At 36.3% G+C, this 24,439-nt stretch carries 22 protein-coding genes; 13 read left to right on the top strand and 9 right to left on the bottom strand.

Annotated elements, in window-relative coordinates:
- Nucleotides 1-2: 2 nt before the first annotated feature.
- The 5 genes from ACKTTZ_RS09340 to ACKTTZ_RS09320 all read right to left on the bottom strand — a co-directional run bounded on the left by ACKTTZ_RS09340 (nucleotide 3) and on the right by ACKTTZ_RS09320 (nucleotide 4,456).
- Nucleotides 3-863 carry a hypothetical protein gene (locus ACKTTZ_RS09340; RefSeq protein ID WP_051934172.1) on the bottom strand — a complete coding sequence of 287 codons (861 nt, stop codon included), beginning with the start codon at nucleotides 861-863 and terminating at the stop codon, nucleotides 3-5.
- A gap of 226 nt (nucleotides 864-1,089) precedes the next feature.
- Entirely contained in the window at nucleotides 1,090-1,365 is a 276-nt protein-coding gene (locus ACKTTZ_RS09335) for a hypothetical protein (protein ID WP_034691674.1), read from the bottom strand.
- A gap of 58 nt (nucleotides 1,366-1,423) precedes the next feature.
- Nucleotides 1,424-2,722 (bottom strand): Y-family DNA polymerase, encoded by a 1,299-nt coding sequence (locus ACKTTZ_RS09330; RefSeq protein ID WP_253315951.1) that lies wholly within the window; start codon nucleotides 2,720-2,722, stop codon nucleotides 1,424-1,426.
- A 155-nt stretch (nucleotides 2,723-2,877) separates the two neighbouring features.
- Nucleotides 2,878-3,414 carry a cation:proton antiporter gene (locus ACKTTZ_RS09325; protein ID WP_407848493.1) on the bottom strand — a complete coding sequence of 179 codons (537 nt, stop codon included), beginning with the start codon at nucleotides 3,412-3,414 and terminating at the stop codon, nucleotides 2,878-2,880.
- A complete protein-coding gene (locus ACKTTZ_RS09320) occupies nucleotides 3,335-4,456 on the bottom strand; it encodes a cation:proton antiporter (protein WP_407848491.1) in 1,122 nt (373 codons plus the stop codon). The genes ACKTTZ_RS09325 and ACKTTZ_RS09320 overlap by 80 nt, the downstream gene beginning before the upstream one ends.
- A gap of 236 nt (nucleotides 4,457-4,692) precedes the next feature.
- On the opposite strand from ACKTTZ_RS09320, the gene ACKTTZ_RS09315 reads away from it, so the two are divergent.
- From ACKTTZ_RS09315 to ACKTTZ_RS09260, 12 genes are all read left to right on the top strand, one after another.
- A complete protein-coding gene (locus ACKTTZ_RS09315) occupies nucleotides 4,693-5,193 on the top strand; it encodes a M15 family metallopeptidase (RefSeq protein WP_407848489.1) in 501 nt (166 codons plus the stop codon).
- A 191-nt stretch (nucleotides 5,194-5,384) separates the two neighbouring features.
- Nucleotides 5,385-6,422: a patatin-like phospholipase family protein gene (locus ACKTTZ_RS09310; protein ID WP_253315949.1), complete on the top strand. Its 1,038-nt coding sequence runs from the start codon at nucleotides 5,385-5,387 to the stop codon at nucleotides 6,420-6,422.
- Between the two features lie 235 nt (nucleotides 6,423-6,657).
- Nucleotides 6,658-6,831 carry a hypothetical protein gene (locus ACKTTZ_RS09305; protein WP_253315948.1) on the top strand — a complete coding sequence of 58 codons (174 nt, stop codon included), beginning with the start codon at nucleotides 6,658-6,660 and terminating at the stop codon, nucleotides 6,829-6,831.
- A 220-nt stretch (nucleotides 6,832-7,051) separates the two neighbouring features.
- Nucleotides 7,052-7,810: a leucine-rich repeat domain-containing protein gene (locus ACKTTZ_RS09300; protein ID WP_051934173.1), complete on the top strand. Its 759-nt coding sequence runs from the start codon at nucleotides 7,052-7,054 to the stop codon at nucleotides 7,808-7,810.
- Between the two features lie 11 nt (nucleotides 7,811-7,821).
- Nucleotides 7,822-10,005, top strand: coding sequence for a hypothetical protein (locus ACKTTZ_RS09295; RefSeq protein WP_407848486.1), 2,184 nt, complete (start codon nucleotides 7,822-7,824; stop codon nucleotides 10,003-10,005).
- Nucleotides 10,006-10,012: 7 nt separating this feature from the next.
- Nucleotides 10,013-13,825, top strand: a complete 3,813-nt coding sequence (locus tag ACKTTZ_RS09290) for a hypothetical protein (protein WP_407848484.1) — start codon at nucleotides 10,013-10,015, stop codon at nucleotides 13,823-13,825.
- 65 nt (nucleotides 13,826-13,890) lie between these two features.
- Nucleotides 13,891-16,467 carry a hypothetical protein gene (locus ACKTTZ_RS09285; RefSeq protein WP_407848482.1) on the top strand — a complete coding sequence of 859 codons (2,577 nt, stop codon included), beginning with the start codon at nucleotides 13,891-13,893 and terminating at the stop codon, nucleotides 16,465-16,467.
- A 31-nt stretch (nucleotides 16,468-16,498) separates the two neighbouring features.
- The gene (locus ACKTTZ_RS09280) at nucleotides 16,499-16,789 is read left to right on the top strand and encodes a hypothetical protein (protein ID WP_034691694.1); all 291 of its coding nucleotides are present in this window, start codon (nucleotides 16,499-16,501) and stop codon (nucleotides 16,787-16,789) included.
- Nucleotides 16,790-16,906: 117 nt separating this feature from the next.
- Entirely contained in the window at nucleotides 16,907-17,827 is a 921-nt protein-coding gene (locus tag ACKTTZ_RS09275; protein ID WP_407848480.1) for a helix-turn-helix transcriptional regulator, read from the top strand.
- A gap of 53 nt (nucleotides 17,828-17,880) precedes the next feature.
- Complete coding sequence (locus ACKTTZ_RS09270) at nucleotides 17,881-18,498, top strand: hypothetical protein (protein WP_253315946.1); 618 nt, start codon at nucleotides 17,881-17,883, stop codon at nucleotides 18,496-18,498.
- Nucleotides 18,498-19,097 (top strand): energy transducer TonB, encoded by a 600-nt coding sequence (locus ACKTTZ_RS09265; protein WP_034691699.1) that lies wholly within the window; start codon nucleotides 18,498-18,500, stop codon nucleotides 19,095-19,097. Before ACKTTZ_RS09270 ends, ACKTTZ_RS09265 begins: the two co-directional genes overlap by 1 nt.
- Nucleotides 19,098-19,102: 5 nt before the next feature.
- Entirely contained in the window at nucleotides 19,103-19,534 is a 432-nt protein-coding gene (locus tag ACKTTZ_RS09260) for a nucleoside deaminase (RefSeq protein WP_034691702.1), read from the top strand.
- 108 nt (nucleotides 19,535-19,642) lie between these two features.
- Here the strand turns inward: ACKTTZ_RS09260 and ACKTTZ_RS09255 are convergent, their stop codons facing one another.
- Together ACKTTZ_RS09255 and ACKTTZ_RS09250 are read right to left on the bottom strand one after the other, a co-directional pair.
- Nucleotides 19,643-20,173, bottom strand: coding sequence for a GNAT family N-acetyltransferase (locus ACKTTZ_RS09255; RefSeq protein ID WP_034691704.1), 531 nt, complete (start codon nucleotides 20,171-20,173; stop codon nucleotides 19,643-19,645).
- A 59-nt stretch (nucleotides 20,174-20,232) separates the two neighbouring features.
- The gene (locus ACKTTZ_RS09250) at nucleotides 20,233-20,991 is read right to left on the bottom strand and encodes a type III pantothenate kinase (protein WP_034691706.1); all 759 of its coding nucleotides are present in this window, start codon (nucleotides 20,989-20,991) and stop codon (nucleotides 20,233-20,235) included.
- A 191-nt stretch (nucleotides 20,992-21,182) separates the two neighbouring features.
- Between ACKTTZ_RS09250 and ACKTTZ_RS09245 the strand changes: the two genes are divergently transcribed.
- Nucleotides 21,183-21,785, top strand: a complete 603-nt coding sequence (locus ACKTTZ_RS09245) for a hypothetical protein (RefSeq protein WP_407848477.1) — start codon at nucleotides 21,183-21,185, stop codon at nucleotides 21,783-21,785.
- Between the two features lie 57 nt (nucleotides 21,786-21,842).
- On the opposite strand, the gene ACKTTZ_RS09240 is transcribed toward ACKTTZ_RS09245, so the two are convergent.
- Together ACKTTZ_RS09240 and ACKTTZ_RS09235 are read right to left on the bottom strand one after the other, a co-directional pair.
- Nucleotides 21,843-23,681 carry a M1 family metallopeptidase gene (locus ACKTTZ_RS09240; RefSeq protein WP_407848475.1) on the bottom strand — a complete coding sequence of 613 codons (1,839 nt, stop codon included), beginning with the start codon at nucleotides 23,679-23,681 and terminating at the stop codon, nucleotides 21,843-21,845.
- A gap of 142 nt (nucleotides 23,682-23,823) precedes the next feature.
- On the bottom strand, nucleotides 23,824-24,300 hold the full coding sequence (locus ACKTTZ_RS09235) for a DinB family protein (RefSeq protein WP_034691723.1): 477 nt from the start codon (nucleotides 24,298-24,300) through the stop codon (nucleotides 23,824-23,826).
- Between the last annotated feature and the right edge of the window lie 139 nt (nucleotides 24,301-24,439).

Below are 24,439 nucleotides of genomic sequence, written 5' to 3'. Positions count from 1 at the left end.
TGTTATTGTTCTAAAATAGAAAGATTTACAAAGCCATATTCATTGCTTGCAGAAGATGTATCTGTTCTCAGGCTCAGGTTTCCGTTATAAACAGACTGATAGATATAAGGCTGAAGCGTATCTCCTTTGTTCAACTGAACTCCGGCAACACACGATCCGGCCACCTGTGCCTGTTTTGAAATATTGGAGTAAGATTTTACGCATTTCTTTACCGTAGTATTTCCGTTCACAACATATCTTGCTTCTGAAAAGTAGCCTGAAACGATAGGAATTCTTACAAAGTCATACGTAAAAGAAATAAGATACACCCCGGTTCTTGGAGCTATAAAAACACCTGTTCCGGGAGTAAAATTCCCTGTTGGATCGGAAACTTCCGTCCATCCCGCAACACCTGTAGAAACCTGATAGGGAATTTTTACCGCAAAGTTAGCTGCCTGAAGATTGGCAACAACTACCGCTTTAGTAGGGGAAGAAATAAGGTCCTGCCATATCACACCATCAGAATACTGCATCTTTCCACCATTCAGCGGATTATATCTTACAGCTCCTCCACCTGCTGCTGAAGCGGTCTGGCTGGTTTCTCCTATTCCGATTGAGTTGTCTGAATTTGTTGCTGAACGGGTGTCTATTTTAACAGCTGGCGTTAAGGTTCCAATCCCTGTTTCTCCGGCAGAAGTGATAGCAACATCATTAGCTATTTGGATAGAAGATGGAGCTCCGGATGAGGGATTATCTTTTGCTCCATCCACATGGAAAGTGGTTTGAGGGTTTGAAGTATTAATACCTACCTGCGCTTTTGAATAAATTATTGAGAAGCACAAAGGAAACAGTATTCCCTTCATCAAAATACTTAGATTTTTCATGTAATTTGTGGTTTTAAAACGTGTACAATTCTTGGCCAAAGATAAATGTAAAAGCAGATCTCCTGCAATAGCCTAACCTCTAGCACAAACACATAATTAATTGACAAACAATAAAATAGAGCAATATTTTACATTATCAAAATACGGAATTTTACTATTTAAAATAAAATCAAAACCTTATTTCAATAGAAATTTTTAAAGAATTTATGTTTTTTGAAGAAAAATATTATTTCAGAAAAAATTGAATGTCATTAATAAGTTCATCGTATGATCTATTATCTTCCGATTTCAATATTGCTCCTGTTTCAAGTTCCTCAATAATGATATCATAGCCATTGGTTTTATAATAGTCATATGCTGAAATATAGATAAGAACATTGCCCTTCTTCAGTCCTAAAGCTGTAGTATCTGCATCCCAATAATCCACAAATTCATACCCGGAAAGATCTTCCAGAGACAGTTTTTCTAATAAATTATTGATATCAGTACATTTATTTTCCATTCGATAAGAAATAATGAAAGCGGAAAATAAGCAAAGTTTTTTGAATTAAAAATAGGTCTTAATGAAATCTGAAGTTCGCTTCCGGTAATGTATTTTTTTTCAGGAAAGCTTCATATTCCGGGGAGAGTTTTGCACGACCAAAAGTATTTTCTCCGCTCATGCTTCCAAGGCGTACTTTATCCTTTCCAAATTTTCGGTTCATCGCATCCATAGCTTTCATCACAGGAAGATGCTGGTTTTGAATATCTTCTTCGAAAAGACCGATCTGTCTCTGATCTTCGGGAACAAAATCATTCACCATTACTCCTGCTCTCTTATAATGAAACCCATCTCTGTAAATGGCCTCAAAAAGTTCATTGACCACTCTTCCGATAAGGATAGACGAATTGGTAGGATTTGAAAGAATTCTGGTCATTGCATTTTTGTATTCAGGTAAATCTTTTCTGAATCGATTGGTCTGCACAAAAACGGTAATCATTTTACAGCAGGTATTCTGCTTCCTGAGTCTTTCCGAGCAATACATTCCAAACGTTTCTACTCTTTCCCTTACTTCTTCTTTCTTGGTGAGCATCTGCATAAAGCTTCGGGTGACTGCGATGGATTTCTTTGGAGAAGGAGCATCCAGTTCCAGCTGACGAATTCCTCTCAATTCATGAATCATTCTTACGCCATGAATTCCCATCACTTTTCGAACCCACATTTCAGGTTTCTGAAGAAGATCCCATGCTTTATACACTCCACTATCGTTCATTTTGGCAGCAAGCCTTCTTCCAATTCCCCATACATCTCCTATGTTGAGCCATTTCAGAGCTTTTTCAATTTTTTCAGGAGTATCCAGAATATACACTCCTTTAAAATTATTCGGAAATTCTTTTACGATTCTGTTTGCCACTTTACATAATGTTTTGGTGGGTGCAATTCCTATGCTTACGGGAATATTTTCTTTCTCATCAATTTCATTCCTGATTTTAAGACAATACTCATACATATCAATATATTTGAATCCTGTCAAATCAAGAAAAAGCTCATCGATACTGTAAACCTCATGGTCAATGACATACGATTTGGCAATATTGATAACCTGCTGGCTTTTGTAATTATACAGTTCAAATTTTGCAGAAAAACTTTTCACATCATGTTTCTGAAAAAGCTCTTTGTACTTAAATGCTGGAGCTGCCATAGGAATTCCAAGGTCTTTTGCTTCTTTGCTTCTGGATACAACACATCCATCGTTGTTGGAAAGAACCACAACGGGCTTGCCTTCAAGATCAGGATCTAAAGTCCTTTCACAGGAAACAAAAAAATTGTTACAATCTACCAGAGCGTACATGACAATTGCATAGTAAAATCTATACAAAATTATAGTTTTTAAAGAATAAAATAATCTTTTAAACCACAATTAACACCATATTTAACACATTGAAAAACAAATGAATAAAATTTTATAATACGACATGTTTTGTCGCATTAGCGCTGTAGTTTTGTTTTCAAAAACAAAAATTATGGCATAGATTAAATCATCCTTAACCGTTCTTCCTCAAGGTCGAGCTGATAGAGCTGATGGCGGATAATTTCTTCGTTGACAGAAATATCTTTATTCAATTCTGAAAGAAACTGTCTCTGGCTTTCCAGCATTTCAAAAAAGATATCTTTGGTCTTTTCATTCATCCATTCAGTATTATTGGTCTGGATCTTTTCCTCCCATTGTTTCAGCATTCTTTCTAATCCTGCATGGCTGTTCAGTTCATTTTCATGCTTATTTTTAAGAAAATGATAAACATGCTGTTTCAGTTGATGTTTTATTTCTTCTCTGGCCTTTTTATCTTTCTCTTCATCTGTAAAATCATCAAATACATGTCCATATTTGATGAAGTATGGCAAGGTAAGTCCTTGTACGAGTAATGTAAGAAGAATCACCACGAAAGTAATAAAGAGGATAAGATTTCTGTTGGGAAAAGGAAGTCCGTTTTCAAGGGTAATCGGAATGGCAAGTGCAGCAGCCAATGAAACAACACCTCTCATTCCGGTCCAACCAAGCATCAAAGGCATCAACAGCCGTCTTCTTGCCGAAGAAGGGAGCAACACTTGGCCGGAAAATCAATGTAGCCAGCATAGCAGCATAAGAGCTTATGATTCTGGCGGCAATCAGAATACCAGTCACCAGCACTCCATATTGGATTGCTATTCTTAAAGGAATTCCTTCTGATCTCAACCCGCCAACAATTTCAGGAAGTTCAAGCCCGATGATTAAGAAAACGATGCCATTCAGAATAAATACAAAGCTCTGCCATACACTATAGCCCATAATTCGGCTGGTACTGTTGAGAAATATCAATCGTTTGCCTGACATATACAAACCTCCGCAAACCACAGCTAAAACTCCGGAAGCATGAAACTGTTCTGCTATCCAATACATCAGATAAGGTTCAATAATCGTTAAAGCAATATCCGAAGAAGCTTCTGTAGGGAGCCTTTTATGAACCTGTACAAAGATCCACGCCAATAGTAAGCCGATTCCTGCACCTCCGATGATCATCCATACAAAGTCTAATGAAGCTTCCTGCCATATAAATTGTCCGGTTCCTACAGCAATCAAAGCAAAACGGAATATAATTAATGAAGAAGCATCATTCAATAAACTTTCTCCTTCCAGAATAGCAGATGTGGTAGACGGTATTTTTACAAATTTCATGATCGCTCCTGTACTCACTGCATCAGGTGGAGATACGATACCACCCAGCAAAAACCCGAGAGCAAGTGTAAATCCGGGAATAAAATAATTGGCTGTCACCGCCACTGCCAGCGCTGTAAAAAAGACTACTAAAAAAGCAAAACTTCCGATAATGCGCCACCATCGTTTCATTTCTTTAAAGGAAATAGACCACGCAGCTTCAAATAAAAGAGGAGGTAAAAATATAAAAAAGATAAGATCCGGATTGATCTTTACAACCGGAAGACCTGGTACAAAACTAACAAGCAACCCGAATACAACGAGCAAAATAGGATAAGCAATTTTTAATTTTGTAGCCCACATATTGAGCAGTACAATGGCTGCAACCATGGCCAATAAAAAAGGTAGGATCGTATGCATTTACTATTGTGTTTTATCCATCATATTTACTACTTCTATTTGGTTTTTAAAAATTTAAAATCAATTTTTTCTCATTTTTTGGATGTACAGATGAGTTATTTGTTGCTAAATCTCTTTTCTTATTATGTTTTTTGCCTAAGGCTGAATGTTATAGAATTTTAAACAAAATTTAAATAAAACACGTCAAGTTTCGTCGTCTCTGCGCTATACTTTTGTTCTATAACAAAATAAGAAATATGGACAAAGTAACCTTAGAAAGGATTCAGAAACTTCACCCGTTGGTAAGAGATGAAATGAAGCAAATTATACAGGAATGTGATGAAGCCCTTACCGGAAGAGCCAAGATACGAATCACTCAGGGATTAAGATCTTTTGAAGAGCAGGAAAAGCTTTATGCCATCGGAAGAATTACTTCAGGAAAAAAGGTAACCAATGCAAAGGCAGGGCAAAGCATCCACAATTATGGACTTGCCGTAGACATCTGCCTGATGATTGATGGGAAAACAGCAAGCTGGGATACCGCAAAGGACTGGGATAATGACAAAGTTGCAGATTGGTACGAATGTGTAAAAATCTTTGCCAGACACGGCTGGGATTGGGGTGGAAACTGGAAAACATTTAAAGACCTTCCCCACTTCGAAAAGAAGACGATTCCCTCTAAAAAAGGCCCTGTAAAAACCAGTTGGAGAACGCTTTTGAAGATGCCAAAAGACCAACAGAATTACGTTGTTTTTTAGTGTCATTTATTTGAAATTAAATATAATACGACATGTTCTGTCGCCTCCTCAGACTACTTTTGCTTTATAAGAAAACAACAAAAAAAGCAATGAAATCTCAATATGGAATCTCAACATTTTATGACCAATCAATGGGGTTCTGTAGATTTAAGATTGCATGTGTCCTTTTAACAAACCATTAAAAATATCACATGAAAAAGACAACCATTCTTTCTTTGGACGGAGGTGGAATAAGGGGAATTGTAACCTGCATTATTCTGCGTTACATAGAAGAGCAGCTTCAGTATTATGATAAGCCGACTGCCAAGCTCGGAGATTATTTTGATCTGGTAGCGGGCAGCAGCACCGGCGGTCTGATTGCTTCTATTATTCTCTCTCCTGATGAAACCCGAAAAGCAAAATATTCCATTCAAAAAGGGCTGGAATTATATGCTGAAAAGGGCGGCGACATCTTCCAGGTTTCCTTTTGGGAAAAGCTGGTCAATCCATTCGGATTATTGAATGAAAGAATTTCTCAGGAAGCTCTTGAAAAAAACTTAAATGATTTCTTTGGAAATTTAGAATTAAAAGAATTAATAAAACCATGTTTAATAACAAGTTATGACATAGAGAACAGAAGAGCAAAACTTTTCAACTCGTGGAAAGCCAACCTCAGCACAGACAATTTCTATGTAAGAGATATCTGCAGAGCGACTTCAGCGGCTCCTACGTATTTTAGTCCTGTTCAGATTAAATCCATGTATGGCCAGATTTTCAGCTTGATTGACGGAGGAATGTTTGCTAATAATCCCGCGCTTTGTGCTTATGCAGAAGCAAGAAAGATTCCTTTCGCAGAAGTTTTAAAAAACCATCAGAAAGCCAACCATCCGAGTGTAAATGACATGATCATTGTCTCTATCGGAACAGGAATTGAAGCAAGACCTTATTCTTTTAAAAAACTGGAAAAGGCTGGAAAAATTGGCTGGGTAAGCCCAATCGTCGACATTTTGATGTCTGCCAACGCAGAAACAGTGGATTATCAACTGGAACAGATGTTTCAGACACTGGGACTTAGAAATCAAAAAAACTATTACCGATTGAATCCTTCACTGAAAAATGCGTCTCCCGCAATGGATAACGTAAGAAGATCCAATATCGAAAATCTGATACAAGCCGGATTGAGCTATATTGATGATCACCGAGAAACTTTGAACCAGATTGTTCAGAAACTCATTAAAAATAAAATATAAGCTTTTTACCTTATAACTCATTCATATAAGCTATTAAGATTATATTTAAAAATTAAAAAATCTTTTTAAAACACGTCAAGTTTTGTCGCTTTGCCCCACTACCTTTGGAGTATCAGAAAGACACAAAACAACAATCCTTAAAAACTTTTAAAAGCCTTTGAATTCGACATTCTCCTATGCTGAACAGCCTGAAATATGTTCAAAAAAATATAACCAACACCTTATCCCACAAAACATGGAAACACCAGATCACAATACCGATATACTCTTCAATGAAGATCTCTATACGATAGAATGGAGCGATATCGAAAATGCTGAGATGGACTATGAAAACTATCTCATTGACATTGAAAACTTCTTCAGGGAAGATTTTGAAAAAGGAATACTCGAAGAAGATATTTTTAAATAAAAACTAATACACGACAAGTTCTGGCGCTGTTCAACATTACTTTTGAAATCTCTATAATAACCGTACAGCAATCTCATTAAACATTCTCAATTTCTTTGAATTCACCATTCACAAAATGCTGAACAGCCAGAGCTATGTCTGAAAACATAGCACAAAAGTGAGCCTGCTCAAATAAAGCAGATCACAGCACCTAATTTATTAACCCATCACACAACGTTTTATGAAAACAAAAGAAGAATTAAAACTCTATTTTGAAAATGGAGATATCCCAAAACAGGAAGATTTTTGGGAATGGCAGGACTCGTACTGGCATAAAGATGAAAAAATCGATATGCGGAAAGTTACAGGCCTTGAGAATGGTACATTCAACGTGCTCTATGCTGAAATGGATAATGATAAAAATGCCTCACTGGCATTCTTTATGAGAAGAACAATCATTATAAAACCAGGAACATTAAGTATTCCAAAAAACTTTACCGGAGGTTTAATCATTACAGAATTACAAATTCCGGATTCGGTGATCAGTATTCAGGAAAGTGCATTTTCAGGAGGTGGCTTAACAACTCTTGAGATCCCTGCCCGCGTAACAGATATCCAAAGTTGGGCATTTTACGGCAACAAACTGACTTCATTATATATTCCTGACAGTGTTACCAACATCGGTATTCAAACATTCGCAGGAAATAGTTTGACAGAAGTACGTCTACCAAAAGGAATAAAGGATATCAAATTAGGCACATTTGCTTCTAACAAGCTTCAGTCCATTATCATTCCGGATGGAGTAACAGAAATTAAATCTGATGCTTTTGTCAATAATCAACTTACCTCGGTAACTATTCCCGACAGTGTCCTTACTATTGAAAACAATGCTTTCAGAGATAACCAGCTTACAAAAGTAACATTAGGTCCTGATACGGCCTATTCTCCTTATTCTTTTGACAGCACAGTGGAAATCGTAGGAGGAAAACTGATCAATTAAACATTAAACAAATGAAAACAAAACAAGAATTAAAAAAATATTTCGAAAACGGAGATATTCCGGTGCAGGAAGAATTCTGGGAGTGGCATGATTCCTATTGGCACAAAGATGAAAAGATTCCTGCGGATCAATTAGATTATGATCTCTCTCAAAAAGCAGATGTAAATGCATCCAATCTAAGCCCGCAGAATGCTCAGCTTTGGAAAGAAAAAATTGAAACCCAAACAACAATTCAGGCTCCACAGTTGAATGGAAATGTCTTAACTGTTTTCTATACAGGTGAGAATGGTGTCCAGCAAAGTAAATCTGTAGATTTAAGCAGTTTGGTAACCCGCGATATCAGCATTGAGAATGCAGTTTATGATGCCTCTCAGAATATTATTACAATTACCCAAAATGACGGATCGTCTTTCCCAATCAATCTCTCGGAATTCAGCATTATTCCTACAACCAATGCTGATGGAAGTGTAACCTTATCACAGGAAGGACAGGAAAAAGTCACTGTAAAAAAAGTGGCTGTAACAGGCAGTTACAATGATCTTTCTGATAAACCGACTTTTAGTGGGAATGATAATTTACAAAATGTTATTGACAGAGGTAATGGAACAACCAAGCCTATTATTTTCCAACCAGCACAAGGCAGAGCAGGTGAAATAAACTTTAGTCCTACAACGTATTCTTTATGGTTTGGAAACATGAATACGGATCATACCGGACTATATGGAATCGGGATCGGTTATAACACGTTGCCAAAATTAACAACCGGCCAAAGTGCTATTGCTATTGGAGGCTTTGCAGGAGCAAACTTAACAACCGGAGACTGGAATACCTTTGTTGGGGTAAATAGCGGCTCACTTTTAACAACCGGAAGTTACAATGTAATGGTTGGAACTGAATCCGGGAAAAATTCAACAACAGCACTTGGATGTACTTATGTTGGAGATGAAGCAGCGGTTAAAAATATTGATGGCAAGTACAACACTGCTTTAGGAGTAGGAGCCGGATATTGGCTTACCCACGGGGTTCAAAATACATTCCTTGGAGCCTATGCCGGACAGATTCATGGAAAAGCAACAAGCTCGGGCGCATGGGGTTCCAATACTTTTATTGGATATAATGCCGCTTCTACTACTCATGCTATGGGTGTTTGGGGGGACAACAATGTTGTTATCGGTTGTAATGCTCCATTAGGAGGCTCAACATTCAATAAACTGGTTATTGAATCTAATCCGGTAGCAAGACGTCATGATTTTGTAACCCCTTTAATTGGTGGAGACTTTGCTGCAAGAACATTAGATTTTGATGCTGTAGTTTCTGCAAAAAGAACACCTTTGGCTGATAATACTTATACAAAAGTAGCGGTTCTAAATGCCAATAATGTATTTGGATATAAAAATCTTTCTGACTTCCAGAACTCCATCCCTCTCACAGGAACAGAAGTGAACAATCCTGTTTCCGGTCATATCCAATTTGAGAATGCTGAAGGAGAGGAAATAGAATCCCTTTTATATAAAACCAATACTTCAGAAGATACTAAAAATCAGATAGGCTTTTTCCCAAGCGGGGTTCTGATTACTTCAGGCAGTTTAGATCATTCTGTACAATCAAGTTTTGATGTCAGCAAAGATTATGGTGTATTAGCAACAGCGTATGGAGCAAAACTTAGTTTAAGCAATGCCGGAGCTTCTTTAATGAATTTTACTAATCATTCTGATGGAAAAGGAATTATGGTAAGTAGTAATTCTGACGAACCCATTATGGTAGAACATCAGGTATCAAATGCCAGAGGATTAAGCTCTAAAATTTATTTTGGAGACAACGCTCAGGAAAATGATTACATCCAGAAACAATATGCAGATAAGCAGCATTCTTACAGTACCAAAGAAGAGCTAACAGGTGGAAAATGGATCAACGGTAAGCCTGTTTATAAAAAAACCCTGTACCTGGATCAGATTCCCAGAACAGGTGAAATTGATCTGAAGGCTGAATTCCCGGATCTTGAAACCATCATTTCCAACGAAATGTTTACAGAATGGTATGATCTTAAAACCGCATTTGCAGGTAATCAATGGCGAACAAAAGCCTACATCACCATCGAAAGAGAAAGAGCAATTATTGAACTGTTGAATACGCCTGATTATGATTATTCTCTTATCAACTCGTTTACTCTAACACTTGAATACACCAAAAAATAAGAATAAAATGCCAACAAACAATACATCAACAGCAAAATCCGCATTTGCCGTCGGAAAATCCTTAATAGGAGAAGGAATTATTAATTATAAAGAAACAAACCCTATGAATACAACCAATAACGCATCACAATCACTTTTCAGATTTGTAAGTCTTAGAAACCCACAATTAACAGAAACTAAAGATAAAAACTTAGGATTTATCCACAGGCCTAAGGGAGTAACCGGTATTTTTGATACTGCAGTCGCTGGAAGACCTGCCAAAACGTTAAAATTTGCAGCAATGAAAAGGGTTGCCGGTGAGTTTAATAATTCAGGGTTCGAAAGCGAAAAGAAAATCGAAGAAGGAGCATTTAAAGATCTTTTGGTGATTGGAAGAAAGCTTTCTAAAAAAGAAACATTAGAAAGTGCCGACTGGGCTTTCGTTACAGACTATTACAAAAGTCTTATTAACACCAACAGACAGCTAAACACAGAAGGAATTGCTATATTCTCCCAGCTTTGGAATAATTATATCCATCAGATTGTTACTCAGGGAGATTTCTATATTAAAGAAGCAATCAGCCACGTTCTAATGGCTATTCAACTTGGTTTTGCAAGCAATCAGGATCTTACGGACCAGGAAATCATCAAGATTAATGGAGAAAAACCATTGGAAAAAGCATTGGATGGGAAAATTATCTTACCAACCATCCTGTTTTCAGAAGATACCGAAAATGTTTCTTCAGTGGCTTCAAGAAGTGCTGAAGGTTCTGAACCCGTTTTGGCAGCAAGAACAATCCAAAGATTAGAATCCGAAGCAAGAGCTTCTTTTGTATCCAGTAAAGCGATCCACAGAAAAGAATCTTTGAACAAACTGAATTCCGAACTGGAAAAACTTCAGAAAAAATTTCATAAATCAAGACATCAGGCATACCAGGATGCGTATTCAAGATATATGGAAGAAAACAAAGAACGTTTAGAACTCTATGACAGAAAATTGGCCGAAGTAGACAGCAAAATCACTCCGGACATGTCTGAGGAAGAAAAAGAACGTCTTTACAGCACTTTAAAAGAATATGAAGTTGCTCCATTTGTATTTACGTACAAAAATGAAATCAATCTAGAAGATTTGCAGGCAAAGCTTTCTCCGGAATCTTTCGACCTTTTTGTTGAACTTTTCGGAGAGTCCACAACCGGATTAGCTTCTCTGGCAGAAGAAACAGAAAATCTTCAGATTCTTTCAGATAACACTTTGAGAATAGGTGCACAAACTATTATTCTTGATGATGAGATAGAAAGCTATGCAGATGCTTTACTTGTTGTAAAAAATAATATTTCTTCTTCCATGGAAACGGCTCTTCAAAACAGCCCGCTTCCGGAACAACAGTATGCAAATATCGGTGGAGCCTCAATCCCTCTTATTCAAAATACAGCCAGAACACCAATGGCATACAGCTTATATGCACACAGCTCTTACAGGGTGTCAGGGAGCAGAGGATTTGTTAATTTTTCTTTCGAAGTCGAAGATGTTTCTTGGAGTGTTGCTAATGCTAAAATTACAGCCACAACAGATGCTGCCGGAACCTTTGAGGAAAACTACAGCAATATTCCTGTGGTAGATAATAAGATTACTTTACCTGCAGCTTTGGTAGATAGATTCAGAGGCAGTTTTAATTTCAAAATAGAAATCATTTTTGATAACGGAAGCTTAGCCTATGGAGAGATTGCTACACAATATCCAAAAGAAGACCTGAACCTTACAGGAATGCTTACATTGAAGCGTGCAGCCGTTGAAAACCCAGGTACGCCTGAGCCAGGCACCATCCAAAAACGTAAAAATTTCGGGATCAAAAGACTTGGAGTAGCCGATTATATGAAAGTAGTGCAAAGTGTTCATGCTTACGTTCCTGGAGAGGTTTCCAATATTGAGAACGTTATGGCAAGTGAACTGAGACACAAATCTTCCGTTTCCAGAGAATATTCTGAAGTTACAGATACAACTTCCAAATCTCAGGAAACAGAAAAGATGTCAGACACTTCCAAAACTTCCAGAACGGATATGCAAACTGAAGTTGCCAAAGAAATTGAAAAGCAACAAAGTATTTCTGCCTACACAAGATTCAGCTATGGAAATGACAGTGCAATGAAGTTTGAAATTGGAGCAGACTATGCCAATAATACGGCACAGCACGACAGTACAAGACAGGCTGTAATGAAATCTCAGGAAATCACGGAAAGAGCAATGGAAAGAGTTCTTACTAAAATTTCAGAAGAAAGAGTTCAGAAAATCATCAAAGAATATACGGAAACCAATGTTCATGAATATGATAACAGAGGAAAAGTAACCAACACTGATAACGCTGAAGCAGCACAGCCTAAGCACATTACCGGAGTTTACAGATGGATCGACAAGAAAATGAAAAACCAGATCTACAACTATGGTAAGCGTACTATGTTTGAATTTATGGTTCCTGAACCTTCAAGATTACATCGCTTAGCTCTTACTGTTGCCAAAGCTCAGGTACTTAAAGCTCCTGTAGATCCTAGAAAAGCACCGGAGCCGTGGTTAATGGCAGATCCAAAATCCGCAACTATTGTACAGATCCAGCATTGGGCTCAGGAATATGGAGTAACTTTAGAAGCTTTCCCGGAAGCAACCAAACAAGTTATTCATACTGCGTCTAGCGTTCCTCAGACAAATGACGATTTTGGAATTGATCATACCCAATTTACCATCCCGGATAACTATGCCGGAAAAAATGCAAGTTTCAACTGCGTATCAACAAGAAACAGAGGTGGCGGATGGTCAGGATCACGTTATTCTGAAGTACTCTTCTCTAACTTAAAAGGAGATATGATTGGCCGTTCTGAACGTGGTGGAGACCTTGTTTTTAGCGAAGGATCATCCGGTTTCAATATCACAGGTAATGTAACTTTCCAGGTGAAAGGACACAATGTAAGAAGTTATACCATCAAAGTAGTCGTAAATTGCGAATTAAGTGATGCTTTTATCAATAAGTGGAAAACAGATAGTTTTAACGAAATTATTAAAGCTTATGAAGCTGCTTATGCCAAATTCCAGGAAGATCAGGCAAGATTAGACGCAGAGCAAAAAGAAAAAGAAGCACAGCTTAAAGAAAGACAGGATACTTTCTATCGTTATATGGAGCATGATGTATTAAAGCACAACTGTATTGCTTATTTGCTACAGGACTACCTTTATACATTAGGTCAGGAAACAACAAATGGTGCTGACGAGAAAACAACCATGGATAATTTCCAGGTATATCTGAATGAAAATCTAGACAGATATACAGCTCTTGCCAAGTTTATGGAACAGGCATTCGAATGGGAAATCATGGATTACACCTTCTACCCATATTATTGGGCTAACCGTAAGAGCTGGCAGGAATTCTACATAAGTGAAAGTATGGATCCTTTATTCAGAAGCTTCCTTCAGGCAGGTATGGCAAGAATTATCGTTACCGTAAAACCGGGTTTCGAAGCAGCCGTTCAGTTCTTCCTTGAAACAGGAATAATCTGGAATGGCGGTTCTGTTCCGGTAATCGGAGATCCAATGTATATGAGTATCGTGGATGAAATGAGACAGCCAACCGGAGAACCTCAAGGTAAATACTGGATTACCAGAATCCCTACTACATTAACGATCCTTCAGGATAAATCTACAGGACTTCCAGTAAATCAGCCATTACCGATTTTCCCGGAAAATGATCCTAAGAATTGTGAAAACCCATCAGAGTTGGAATTTGAAACAAGTTTCAGATTAGATGAACAAGCACAATTACAGCATGGAGAAAAAGACACCAGTACTTTAGGTTAATATTTATTCAATAAAATGGCGGTTAATCCGCCATTTTATTTCTCATAACATTAAAAACTAAAAAGATGAGCACAATAAAAGCATTAAAAGTTCCAAAAATACAGGATATTTCCTCTCCATCTCAAGTCATAAAAGCTATTCCTCCGCTAGGGCTACCCAAAAAAAAATCTGGTAAATATTCAGAAGATTTTTATGGATTAGAAAGAAATGAAAAAATTGATTTTTCCAGGATAGTTAAATACTTGAAGACAGGTATAGAAGAACCTTTAGACTGGAATACCTTTATTGCCCCAACAAAAATAATTAATGAAAGTGTTGTAATTGGTACAGATGGTGTGGTTGATGTAAAGAGAAAAGTTAATGAGACAATTCCTTTTTCTTATATCAACTCTTATAAACAGAAAATTACAACATCGATTAGCTGTGGTATCAATAGAAAAATAGATAATATTGATAATACAATATCAATATCTTTTCAAATTGACAGCAACCAGGAACAAATAAAGTGTAAGGCAGCATACTTTTATAAAAATACAGAACAGTATCGGAATTCCGTACAATCAACAACTTCAGAAAATGCATTTAGCATTAATAATAAATATGTTGGCATCATGCTTTTCAGTGAAAACATTACGGATATATATTACTTAATCAAAGAAATCCAAGGAGATACCCCTGAATGGTTCCAACAATTAATTAACAACAAATATATTCCATTAATTGAAAGGTGTACAGATATTAAACAACTTATTTGGTTATATGAAAACGCCCCTGATTTCACATTATCCAGCTTAAAACCTGAAGTTTTATGGAAAAACATTTGTTCTTTTTATAGCTATGATGTAAACGGTTTTTTCAGTTTTGTAAGAGATGCCAGTCCTGCGTTAATGAAAGCATTATTTGCATTTAACACTCCTCAACGAATCTCATTTTTGATGCAACAGTTCAATAAAAACCAAAGTTTTGTAGCTAACCTCTATCATGCTTTGGATGATGAGATAGCTTTTATGGGACAGGAGGTTCCTTGTAAAATGGCCTTTATAAGTATCATTAATTCATTCTCTCATATCGCAAAAGATAGCTTCACTTTTACTAATAATCTTTTTTCAGTTGGGAAAAAATCTTTTGTAAGTCTGGAAAAAATAGAGTCCAATCTAAAAGAGGACAAAAACAAATACTATGTTCAACAAAAATATATTACAGACGAACAGTTAATAGATACCGGAAGTGTTATCATGGATATTGGTAGTAATACCATTACAACAAGAGCAATAAAACTAAATCCACTAGATATTATTATTGTGATAGAAGAAGAAACTCAAAGTCTCTTATTTGTACCTGCATTGTTTCTCTATGATAAACAGCATCAGAAAAATATGGAAGGACTGGCCAGTGCAATCAGAATTGGAATAAACATGTTGGCGATTGCATTAGCTGTAGAAACTCTTGGAACAAGTTTATTAGCTGCTGAAGGAGCCAGCTCCATTACATTTTGGGGAATGTTAGTAGCTGTAGACGGAGCTATCGCTTTAGGAGATTTGGGAATTCAATTAGCCAAAGATAACCTAACGAAAGAATTTCTGGATATATGGGAGAAAATTTATAAAACAGCAGGTTATGCAACAGCTACAACAGCCGTAGTACAACAATTATACAAAATAGGGGGAAAGATATTAGCCGAAGAAACCAGAGCAGAAGTAAAGAATTTTGTAATGAGCTGCATGGTAAAAGTAATGCTTGAAAGAGAAATTTCTAACTTTACCAAAAATACATTTAAGGTACTCCTGACAAACAAGGAATTAATAGATGCAACAAGAGGTCTTGTAAACGAAGCTAAATCAAAAATGCTAAATAAATATGGCATGTTCCTTATAGAAGGACAGTTCAAAACTCAAAGAATTGTAAAAAATAAGGTTGTAGAAGAAGTTAATAACGAGATTGCTATAGTATATAAAGGTGAAATAATTACAAGGGCTCAAAAATCAGAGTTTTATAAAGAGGCCAACAAGCTATTGAAGCATCTTAATAACCCAAAGGAATTTATTAAAGCAGCTGAAGAACTTCTTACATATGGTAAAATATATCCTACAAGTAATTTAAAAGATTTACTTACTGAAGCAGAAGCTTATAATAAATATGGAGATTGGGGTAGAAGCCTCGTAGAAAAGGTGAATATAGATGCTGCCAAAATTCTTTCTACTTTCGATGCTGGTGTTATTTTCGAAAAAACAATGATAAGTGGTTTCATTTATGTAAAAAATGGAATAAGGTATATTTCAACTGAAACCAATTTCTTGAAAGCAGAAATAGGAAAAGGAAAAGGTGAAGTATATAAAAACTTCATTGATAATATCCACCCTACTCTTAAAATAAGGTTGGAAAAGCACATTGCGCGTTTAAAAATGAAAGGGGTTCCTGCTGAAGAAATTGACATATTAAGGGCTGGTGCAATGGGGTCTCATGGAGAGATCAGAGCATTAGATAGGCTGTTAACTACTATTGATCCTGAAGGAAAGCTGGGAGAAGCAGTCTTTCATGATATTATCGGATACAACAGATATTTAAGAATTCCCGATAAATTACAACCTCCATGTGTCCATTGTTATTATTTAACCTCAGGAATTAGATTCATGGGATTTTAATAAATTTGTTTAATACATTAATCGAAGAATCATGGCATTAAAAATAAAAGAAAGCGAGTTAACATGTAACCGTTTAGATGGCGGAGGAGTTCCTATATATTATCACAATGGCAGCCCTTTTACAGGTATTGTTTTACGATACTATGACACTGGCGAGCTTTTTTGCGAAGAGGAATATAAAGACGGATATCAGGAAGGATGGTTTAGATCTTACCATAAAAACGGCAAAAAATATACAGAATACAAAGCCCATAACAACGTAGAATACGATGGGACTTATAAAAAATGGGATGAAAATGGTAATTTGACGGCATCTTTCTAATAAGAATATAATAGATAAAAAATAAAACACGACATGTTTTGTCGCATTAACCGCATATATTTGTCTTATAAAACTTTACCATGAAACGCAGCGTTGCTGCACCCTAAAAATAGAGAAATGAAGAAAGATTTTTATCTGACAAGATATGCCTTAATTATTAAAAGACTAGAAAGTTCTCCGGCTACGTATTCTCAGCTGGAGGACTATCTTTTAAACTCTTTTGAATTCCAGGATGCAGGAATCAAGAGCTACTCTATCCGTACCCTGCAGAGGGATATCCGGGAGATTTCCGATCTTTTTAACCTCTCTATTCACAACAAAAAAAAGGGTGACAACCGATATTATATTGAGAGTCGTCCCATTATGGAAGTGGATGAATACAACCAAAAACTACTCGAATCCTTTCAGGTAAGTAACGCCATGAATACCCACCCGGATTTTTCAGATTTTATCTTTTTTGAAAGTCGAAAACCCACTGGTGTAGAACATTTTTATGATCTGTTCTTCGCTATCAGAAATAAAAGGGTTGTAAGTTTTGAACACTACAATTATAAGAATAAGCTGATGACCTCAAGAAAAGTTCATCCTTTAGCTTTAAAAGAATCTAAAGACCGATGGTATCTTATTGCCATTGATACAAAAGATAAAGTTTTAAAATCATTTGGGTTAGACAGAATCAACTATCTGGATGTAGCCAAAAATCAGTTCAGGGAGAAGTACAAATACAACTTCAGAGAGCATTTCAAAAATGCATTCGGAGTGATGAACCTTGCGGAACAGAAACCACAGAACATTGTATTGAAATGCAGCCGCCATCAGGGAGAATATATCAGAAGTTTCCCTCTTCATCAATCTCAGAAAGAAACCAAAGAAACGCCGGAAGAAATCTATTTTGAGTTCTTCCTCCACCCTACTTATGATTTCATGCAGGAAATTCTTTCATTCGGAAAAGAAGTAACTGTTCTGGAACCGAAAGGTTTAGTTGAAGACATCCGCAATCATTTGCAGGAATCTTTAAACCGTTATCTGGAAAGCTGATCATAAAGAAAGTATTTCATATTTTTTGTTATATTTACATAAATAAACCCTTATTGAAAACTTTATTCATTGGCATCAGCTGCTTTATCTCTTGCTTTTTTCTTGCACAGCAGAAAGAAGAGTTCAGACTTGTGAAGAGCTACTATAACCAGCACAGAAATATGCTGAATAAAGAGTTCAAAAAGAAATTTGATGCAGAATCCAATACAGTTAAAAAAGCTGCTATAAAAGGCGATTTTCTTTTTTTTATGAAAAAAATGGACAGCATTGAAAATAATGCTCTGATTGGAGCTTTATTAAAAGTCAGAAACCTTGAAGATCTGCAGACCATCAAAAATCCCAGATTTACCTCATCTGAAAAATTTTCAGAGGCAGAAAAAATTGCAGATTATCCCGGTGGAATTAATTCTTTGAGACAGGAAGTTGCCAATCTTTTGTATGTTGACGGGGTCTATTCTGAAGAAAAAATGATAAAAACCGATGTTGCTTTTATTGTTGAGAAAGATGGAACTGTCAGCAATGTTCATGCACAAGGAAATAATTTCACCTTCAACAGACAGGCAGAAATTGCATTATATTCTCTGGCAGAAAAGTTTTCTCCTGCAATACTGAAAGGCGACCCTACCATTTATCATTTCAGACTTCCTTTAACTTTAACGATAACCGAATAATGAAAAAGCATTTCAGCTTATTTCTGTTTTTTGCACTTAATTTTTATTTTTCACAGCAGACAGAAAGCCTCAGAATTATTAAGGCAAAATACGATATTCAGATTCAGAATATAGAAAATAGTTATGCAGACGCGCTTACAAAAGCTTCTTTAAGAAAACGTACCAAAATAGGCTTAAAAAAAAACAGCGAGATAAGTGCTCTGAAACTTAAAAGAAATCTGGAATATGAGAAAGAACTGGAAAAAATTCAGTCTGTTTATCACATTTCTGACAGTAATTTAACAGCACCCAAAGATGAAAGGTTTGTTATGCCTGAATATCCCGATGGCATAGATGCTTTCAAAAAAGAAATTGCCAATAATTTCAATGCAGGATCAGAAGTTACTCAAGAAAAAGGGACTCTTCAGAGTATTGTGATATTCATTATAGAAAAAGACGGAAGTATCCTTACTGCAAAAGGTTTTGGTGAAAATCCAACGTTTAACAGACATGCTGAGATCGCTGTTTTACTTACTAAAAAGAAATGGCAGCCTGCTACAAAAGATGGAATTCCTCAAAGAGCCCGTTTGAGAGTTCCTTTCACATTAAACTTTGAATAAACAAAATGTTTACCGACGAATATTACATGAAAATGGCGCTGCAGGAAGCAGAAACCGCTTTAGAAAAAGATGAGGTTCCTATCGGGTGTGTTGTAGTTTCCAACAACAGAATTATTGCAAGAGCCCACAACCTCACCGAAACATTAAATGATGTGACCGCCCATGCAGAAATGCAGGCCATCACCTCAGCAGCTAATTTCCTTGGAGGAAAATACTTAAAAGACTGTACACTTTATGTAACGATGGAACCTTGTGTGATGTGCTCAGGTGCACTTTCCTGGTCTCAAATCTCAAAAGTAGTGATTGGAGCACGGGATGAGCAAAGAGGTTTTATCAATAAACATCTTTCTCTACATCCTAAAACAGAAATTGTCACAGGAATAATGGAAGCCGAATGCTCTTCTATCGTTAAGGACTTTTTTAAAAGTAAAAGATAATCCTGACCCATCCAAAAAATCAAGTGTATTTGGGCTGAAATAATAATATATAAAAAGCCAGAGGATAATTTTCTCTGGCTTTTGTTTTTATAAATGTTACTATTTTTTCTAATCCGTTTTCAAAATACAATACCTCACAATATCAAAATATTCTCCGTCTTTCTTCATTTCCTGCTTTAACACAGCTTCCTGTTCCATTCCTATTTTTTCCATTATTCTTCCTGAAGCTGGGTTGTGAAAGAAATGAGTAGCAAAAATTTTGTTAAACTTCATTTCATTAAGACCAAAATCTACAATTGCTTTTGCAGCTTCAGTAACGTATCCTTTATTCCAATAAGGAATTCCTATCCAATACCCAAGTTCAGCTTTATCATCATCCCTGTCATGCAGCCCGATAGCTCCTATGATTTGACCTTCCTTATTCCGGATTGCAAAAGTATATCCGGTATTGGTATCAAAAGCCTCTTTTGACATTTTCAACCAAGATCTGGCATCATTTTCCACATACGGATAAGGAATATTGGAGGTAAGATCAGAAAAAATTCTATGCTGAAGATATCCAACAATAAAAGGGACATCTCTTTCTTCCAGCTGTGAAAGAATAAGTCTTTCTGTTTCTATTATAGGAAACTTATTCATTATATTAAAATTAAGGTTGAGGTAAGGAGTAAGATATTAGATTCGCTCTACTCTTTAATTTATAAATCTTTCCCCAGGAAATAAAGACCTTTCAAAGTGTGAAGCCTGTCCATCACATGTATCTTATCTGTCAGAGGTTTATAGACATGGGAAACACCTCCTGTTGCTACTACAAAACAATCGTCGTTCACTTCCTCATTGATACGGGTTACAAAACCTTCTACCATACCGAGAAAGCCATATACCATACCACTCTGCATACAGGTTACCGTATCCAGTCCCAAAACAGATTTTGGTTTCTTCAGTTCGATATCCGGAAGCTGCGCCGTCTGGTTGATCAGTGAATTCAGAGAAGTCACAATTCCTGGAGCGATAATTACCCCTAAGGTCTCCCCTGTTTCTGCCACACAGCTTGCAGTAAGTGCTGTTCCGAAATCTATGACAATCTTCTTTCTATTCGGGTACAAATTGTGTGCAGCTACCAGGTTTGCATAGATATCGGTTCCCATCTGCTTGGATTTTGCCTGTACTCCGGAAGGCGTTGACCTATCAACAATTACAGGAGTCGTTCCGTGAATTTTTTTGATTCCTGAGCTCATTACTTTGGTAAGCTGAGGTACTACGGATCCTATAATCACCTTATCAATCTCTTTTGGATCAATTTTATAGGTCTGATATAGCATCAGCATCTGTACATAAAGTTCATCTGCCGTTCTGTAAGGCTTTGTATTGATTACCCATGAAATATCACAATTATCCCCATTGAAAAGACCAAATCTGATATTGCTGTTTCCTACATTTATTACGATTGAATTCATTGACATATTTTTCAGAAGAAATTCATGATATATAATTAAAATTTCCGCTTAATTTTGAGGCAATAAATTTAATAATTTTAAGAAAAAGAACCTGTCATTATCAAACTAAATTACAATGACTCACTTATTTTTTCTTTCTTATGAACAAATCTGTATATTTAATTTCACAACACAATCATTCAAAACATATCATGAAAAAACTGATCCTTGGTACTTTACTATGCCTCAGCATCTCCATTTTTGCACAATCCGGCAATTCAATGACCAGCATTTTACAAAAAATAAAGAGTCAGTCAAAAATTGACACTAAGGATAGGATGGTGTATGATCTGATGGATGAGTTTTATCAAAAAAATCTTCAGGCAGATAGTGATGAAATGACTCCCGAGTTTACGCAAAAATTTCAAAAAGCAGTTTCTGATCCGGGGACCAAAAATATACATCTGCTTTATCTTTTTCTGATGTATCAGCAGCATATCAGCCAGGCAGTAGCAGAAGGGAAAAATCCCAATCCTGTGTTTCAGATAGAAACTATGCATCTTCTGGAAAGTGAAACAAAAGAAGTATATGGAAAACTCCCGGCAATCATTTACATTTTTAAAGCAGAGGCCTTAGATAGCGGCTCAAAAAAAGAAGAAGCACAAATTACGGTTGCAAATGGCTTAAAAGAATATCCGGATTCTATTCCTTTAAAAGTTTACAGTTATTTAAATACCAAAGATGAAGCCTTGAGACAGGATCTTATCAAAAATCATTCAAATCATTGGATGGTACAGCAGTTTGGAATAAAATAAAAAAATCCACAGATAGGTCTGTGGATTTTTTATTTGTTATATTATATATGATAATAATTATTTCACTTCTACAAAATTATTTTCCATATTCACATCTGCAATTCTCTGACTGAAATCAATCCCCAAGACAGATAACTGAGATTTTGTGTAAGGAATGGTAAGCGTATATTCTTTCTGAGTCCATGGCCAGTAAGGCATTGTTTTCAACTCTCCGTAGATATCTTTTTCTTTCCATGTATGAGTCATATTCATTGGAATCTGATAAGTGATTACTTTCTTATCCGTTGTCATCACTCCAAAATCAACAGGCATCGGAACCTGACCATTATTGACTAAGGTAATGGTGGTTGACTTGGCATCGTATTTTACATCCTTAATTCCGTAATCGATCGTCTTGGTTGTGTTGATCCAATAGTTATGGAACCATTTCAGATCCATTCCTGATACTTTCTGCGCAATGTGAAGGAAATCTCTGTCCGAAGGATGCTTCATACTCCACTGGTCATAATATTGCTTTAAGGTTTCTGCAAGATTTTGTTCACCCATAATGTATCCAAGCTGCACCAAATACAACTCTCCTTTTACATAAGATGCATAGGTGTAAGACGTTCCGTTATCATGGTGATCTCCTAACCAAACAGCTGGTTCTTCGATTCCTTTTTTAACAAATTTTCTGTAAGCATCGAGTCTTTCCACAAAAGGATTTGGCAGATCTTCAGGAAATAATTGATACATAGTATAGCCTTCTGCATAGCTTGTAAAACCTTCATCCATCCATGGGCGTACAGATTCATTTGTAGCCAGCATCTGCTGATACCATGAGTGAGATCCTTCGTGAGCCATTAGGCCCATTAAATCTTTAACGTTTTTAGCTTCTCCTAAAATCATGGTACACATTCCGTATTCCATTCCTCCATCTCCACCCTGGATAAATGCGTAGGTTGGATATACATATTTTCCAAAGTGAGCATTCATGATCTGGAAATACTTCGTGATATAAGGCTGTGATTCTCCCCATGCCTTCGTTTTATCATTTTTCTGATAAACCAGATATACTTTTGGCCCTTCAGGAACATTGAAGCTTTCTACAGAATAATCTCTGTCTGCACTCCATGCAAAATCAAGAATGTTTTTTGCGGTCCATTTCCAGATTGCCTTTTTATCTTTTTCTGTTTTTATTTTTGCATTGGCATCATAACCTTTTACCTCTGTTGGATTCTCCAGAATTCCTCCTGCTCCTACAACATAATCTTTGTTGATTTTAATAGTAACATCAAAATCGGAGAATGGCGCATGGAATTCTCTTCCCAAATAATCGAAAGTTGCCCAGCCGTCATAATCGTACTCAGCAATTTTCGGATACCATTGCGTCATGGTCATATCCACTCCTTCTCTGTTGTTTCTTCCGCTTCTTCTGATCTGCTGAGGTATTACAGAATCCCAATCCATTGTAAATGTAGTGGTAGAATTTGGCTTGATAGGTTCTGCCAGATATACTTTCATAATGGTTTCCTGAACTTCAAATTTCAGATCTTTCCCATTTTGCTTAATCCAGTGAATATTCTGAGCGCCTTCCTGATCTTTAGGAATGGAAGCGAGTCTTGAAATACCATCTTTCTGCAGTCTCCCATCACCATTTTTTCCTTGGGAAGCCACTCTCTGATCCATCATAGAATTAGGTTTGAAAGCATTCCAGTATAAGTGGAAATAAACCACATTCAGCTCGTCCGGTGAATTGTTGGTGTATTCTAAAGTTTGTTTTCCCTGATAGGTAAATTTTTCAGCATTGACATCAATATCCATCTTGTACTTCGCAGTCTGCTGATAATAAACTCCTTGCTGAGCCTGAAATTGTGAAATGATAAACGCAAAAATGATTGCAGCCGATTTTCTCATTTAAAATTTTATTTTTTCTAAAGGTAGTTAATTTAAATAAGACCCTCAAATAGGAGTTATTCTGAGGTTTTATTCTGTTTGTTATGGTTTTAGATGGATTTTAATCTGTATTGTTAAATTCTTTTTTGGAAAATATAAATGGTTAGTTTGATCTGCTTTTCAACAGTTTTTTAATTAAAGTAATCTGCCCCAGATGATAGTAACTATGCTCAATCATTCCGTCGATATTTCTTCGGTAAGTTCCATATTTTTCATCTACGAAAACCTCATCAAGTTTGGAATCCGGCATTTGTTCTAATAATGTGGCAAATTTTTCAGAATCCGTCCAGAGCTTATTCAACAAATCTTCCCATTGTTGTTGAGATTCTATGGGAGGAAGATCAAAACTGAATTTATCTTTAATCTCAAGATCTCCTCCTTCAAAGACATTGACAATTCCTGCAATATAATAATCAATGTGAAAAGTGAGCATAGCAATGGTATTTAAAGCATCTACTTTTGTTACCGCCTGTTCCCAGCTCACCTCTGAAAGCTGATCTTTAAAATTCGTATTAGCGATCCAGAAACCATCCAGCAGAACCTCTCTGAATCTTTTGACAAGTTGTGAAACTGAGCTCATGGATATTTTATTTATGTTTCCTAAAGATAGGTTTTTATTTAAACACAAATTTCACCAATGAAAACCACTATTTTAAACACAATAACATAGTGCAATTTGTGCAAAAAAAATTGTGATATTCGTGTTTAACTAATTACAA

The organism is Chryseobacterium sp. KCF3-3 (assembly GCF_045865955.1).
Taxonomy (GTDB): domain Bacteria; phylum Bacteroidota; class Bacteroidia; order Flavobacteriales; family Weeksellaceae; genus Chryseobacterium.
This window is presented reverse-complemented; position numbering and strand designations above follow the sequence as displayed.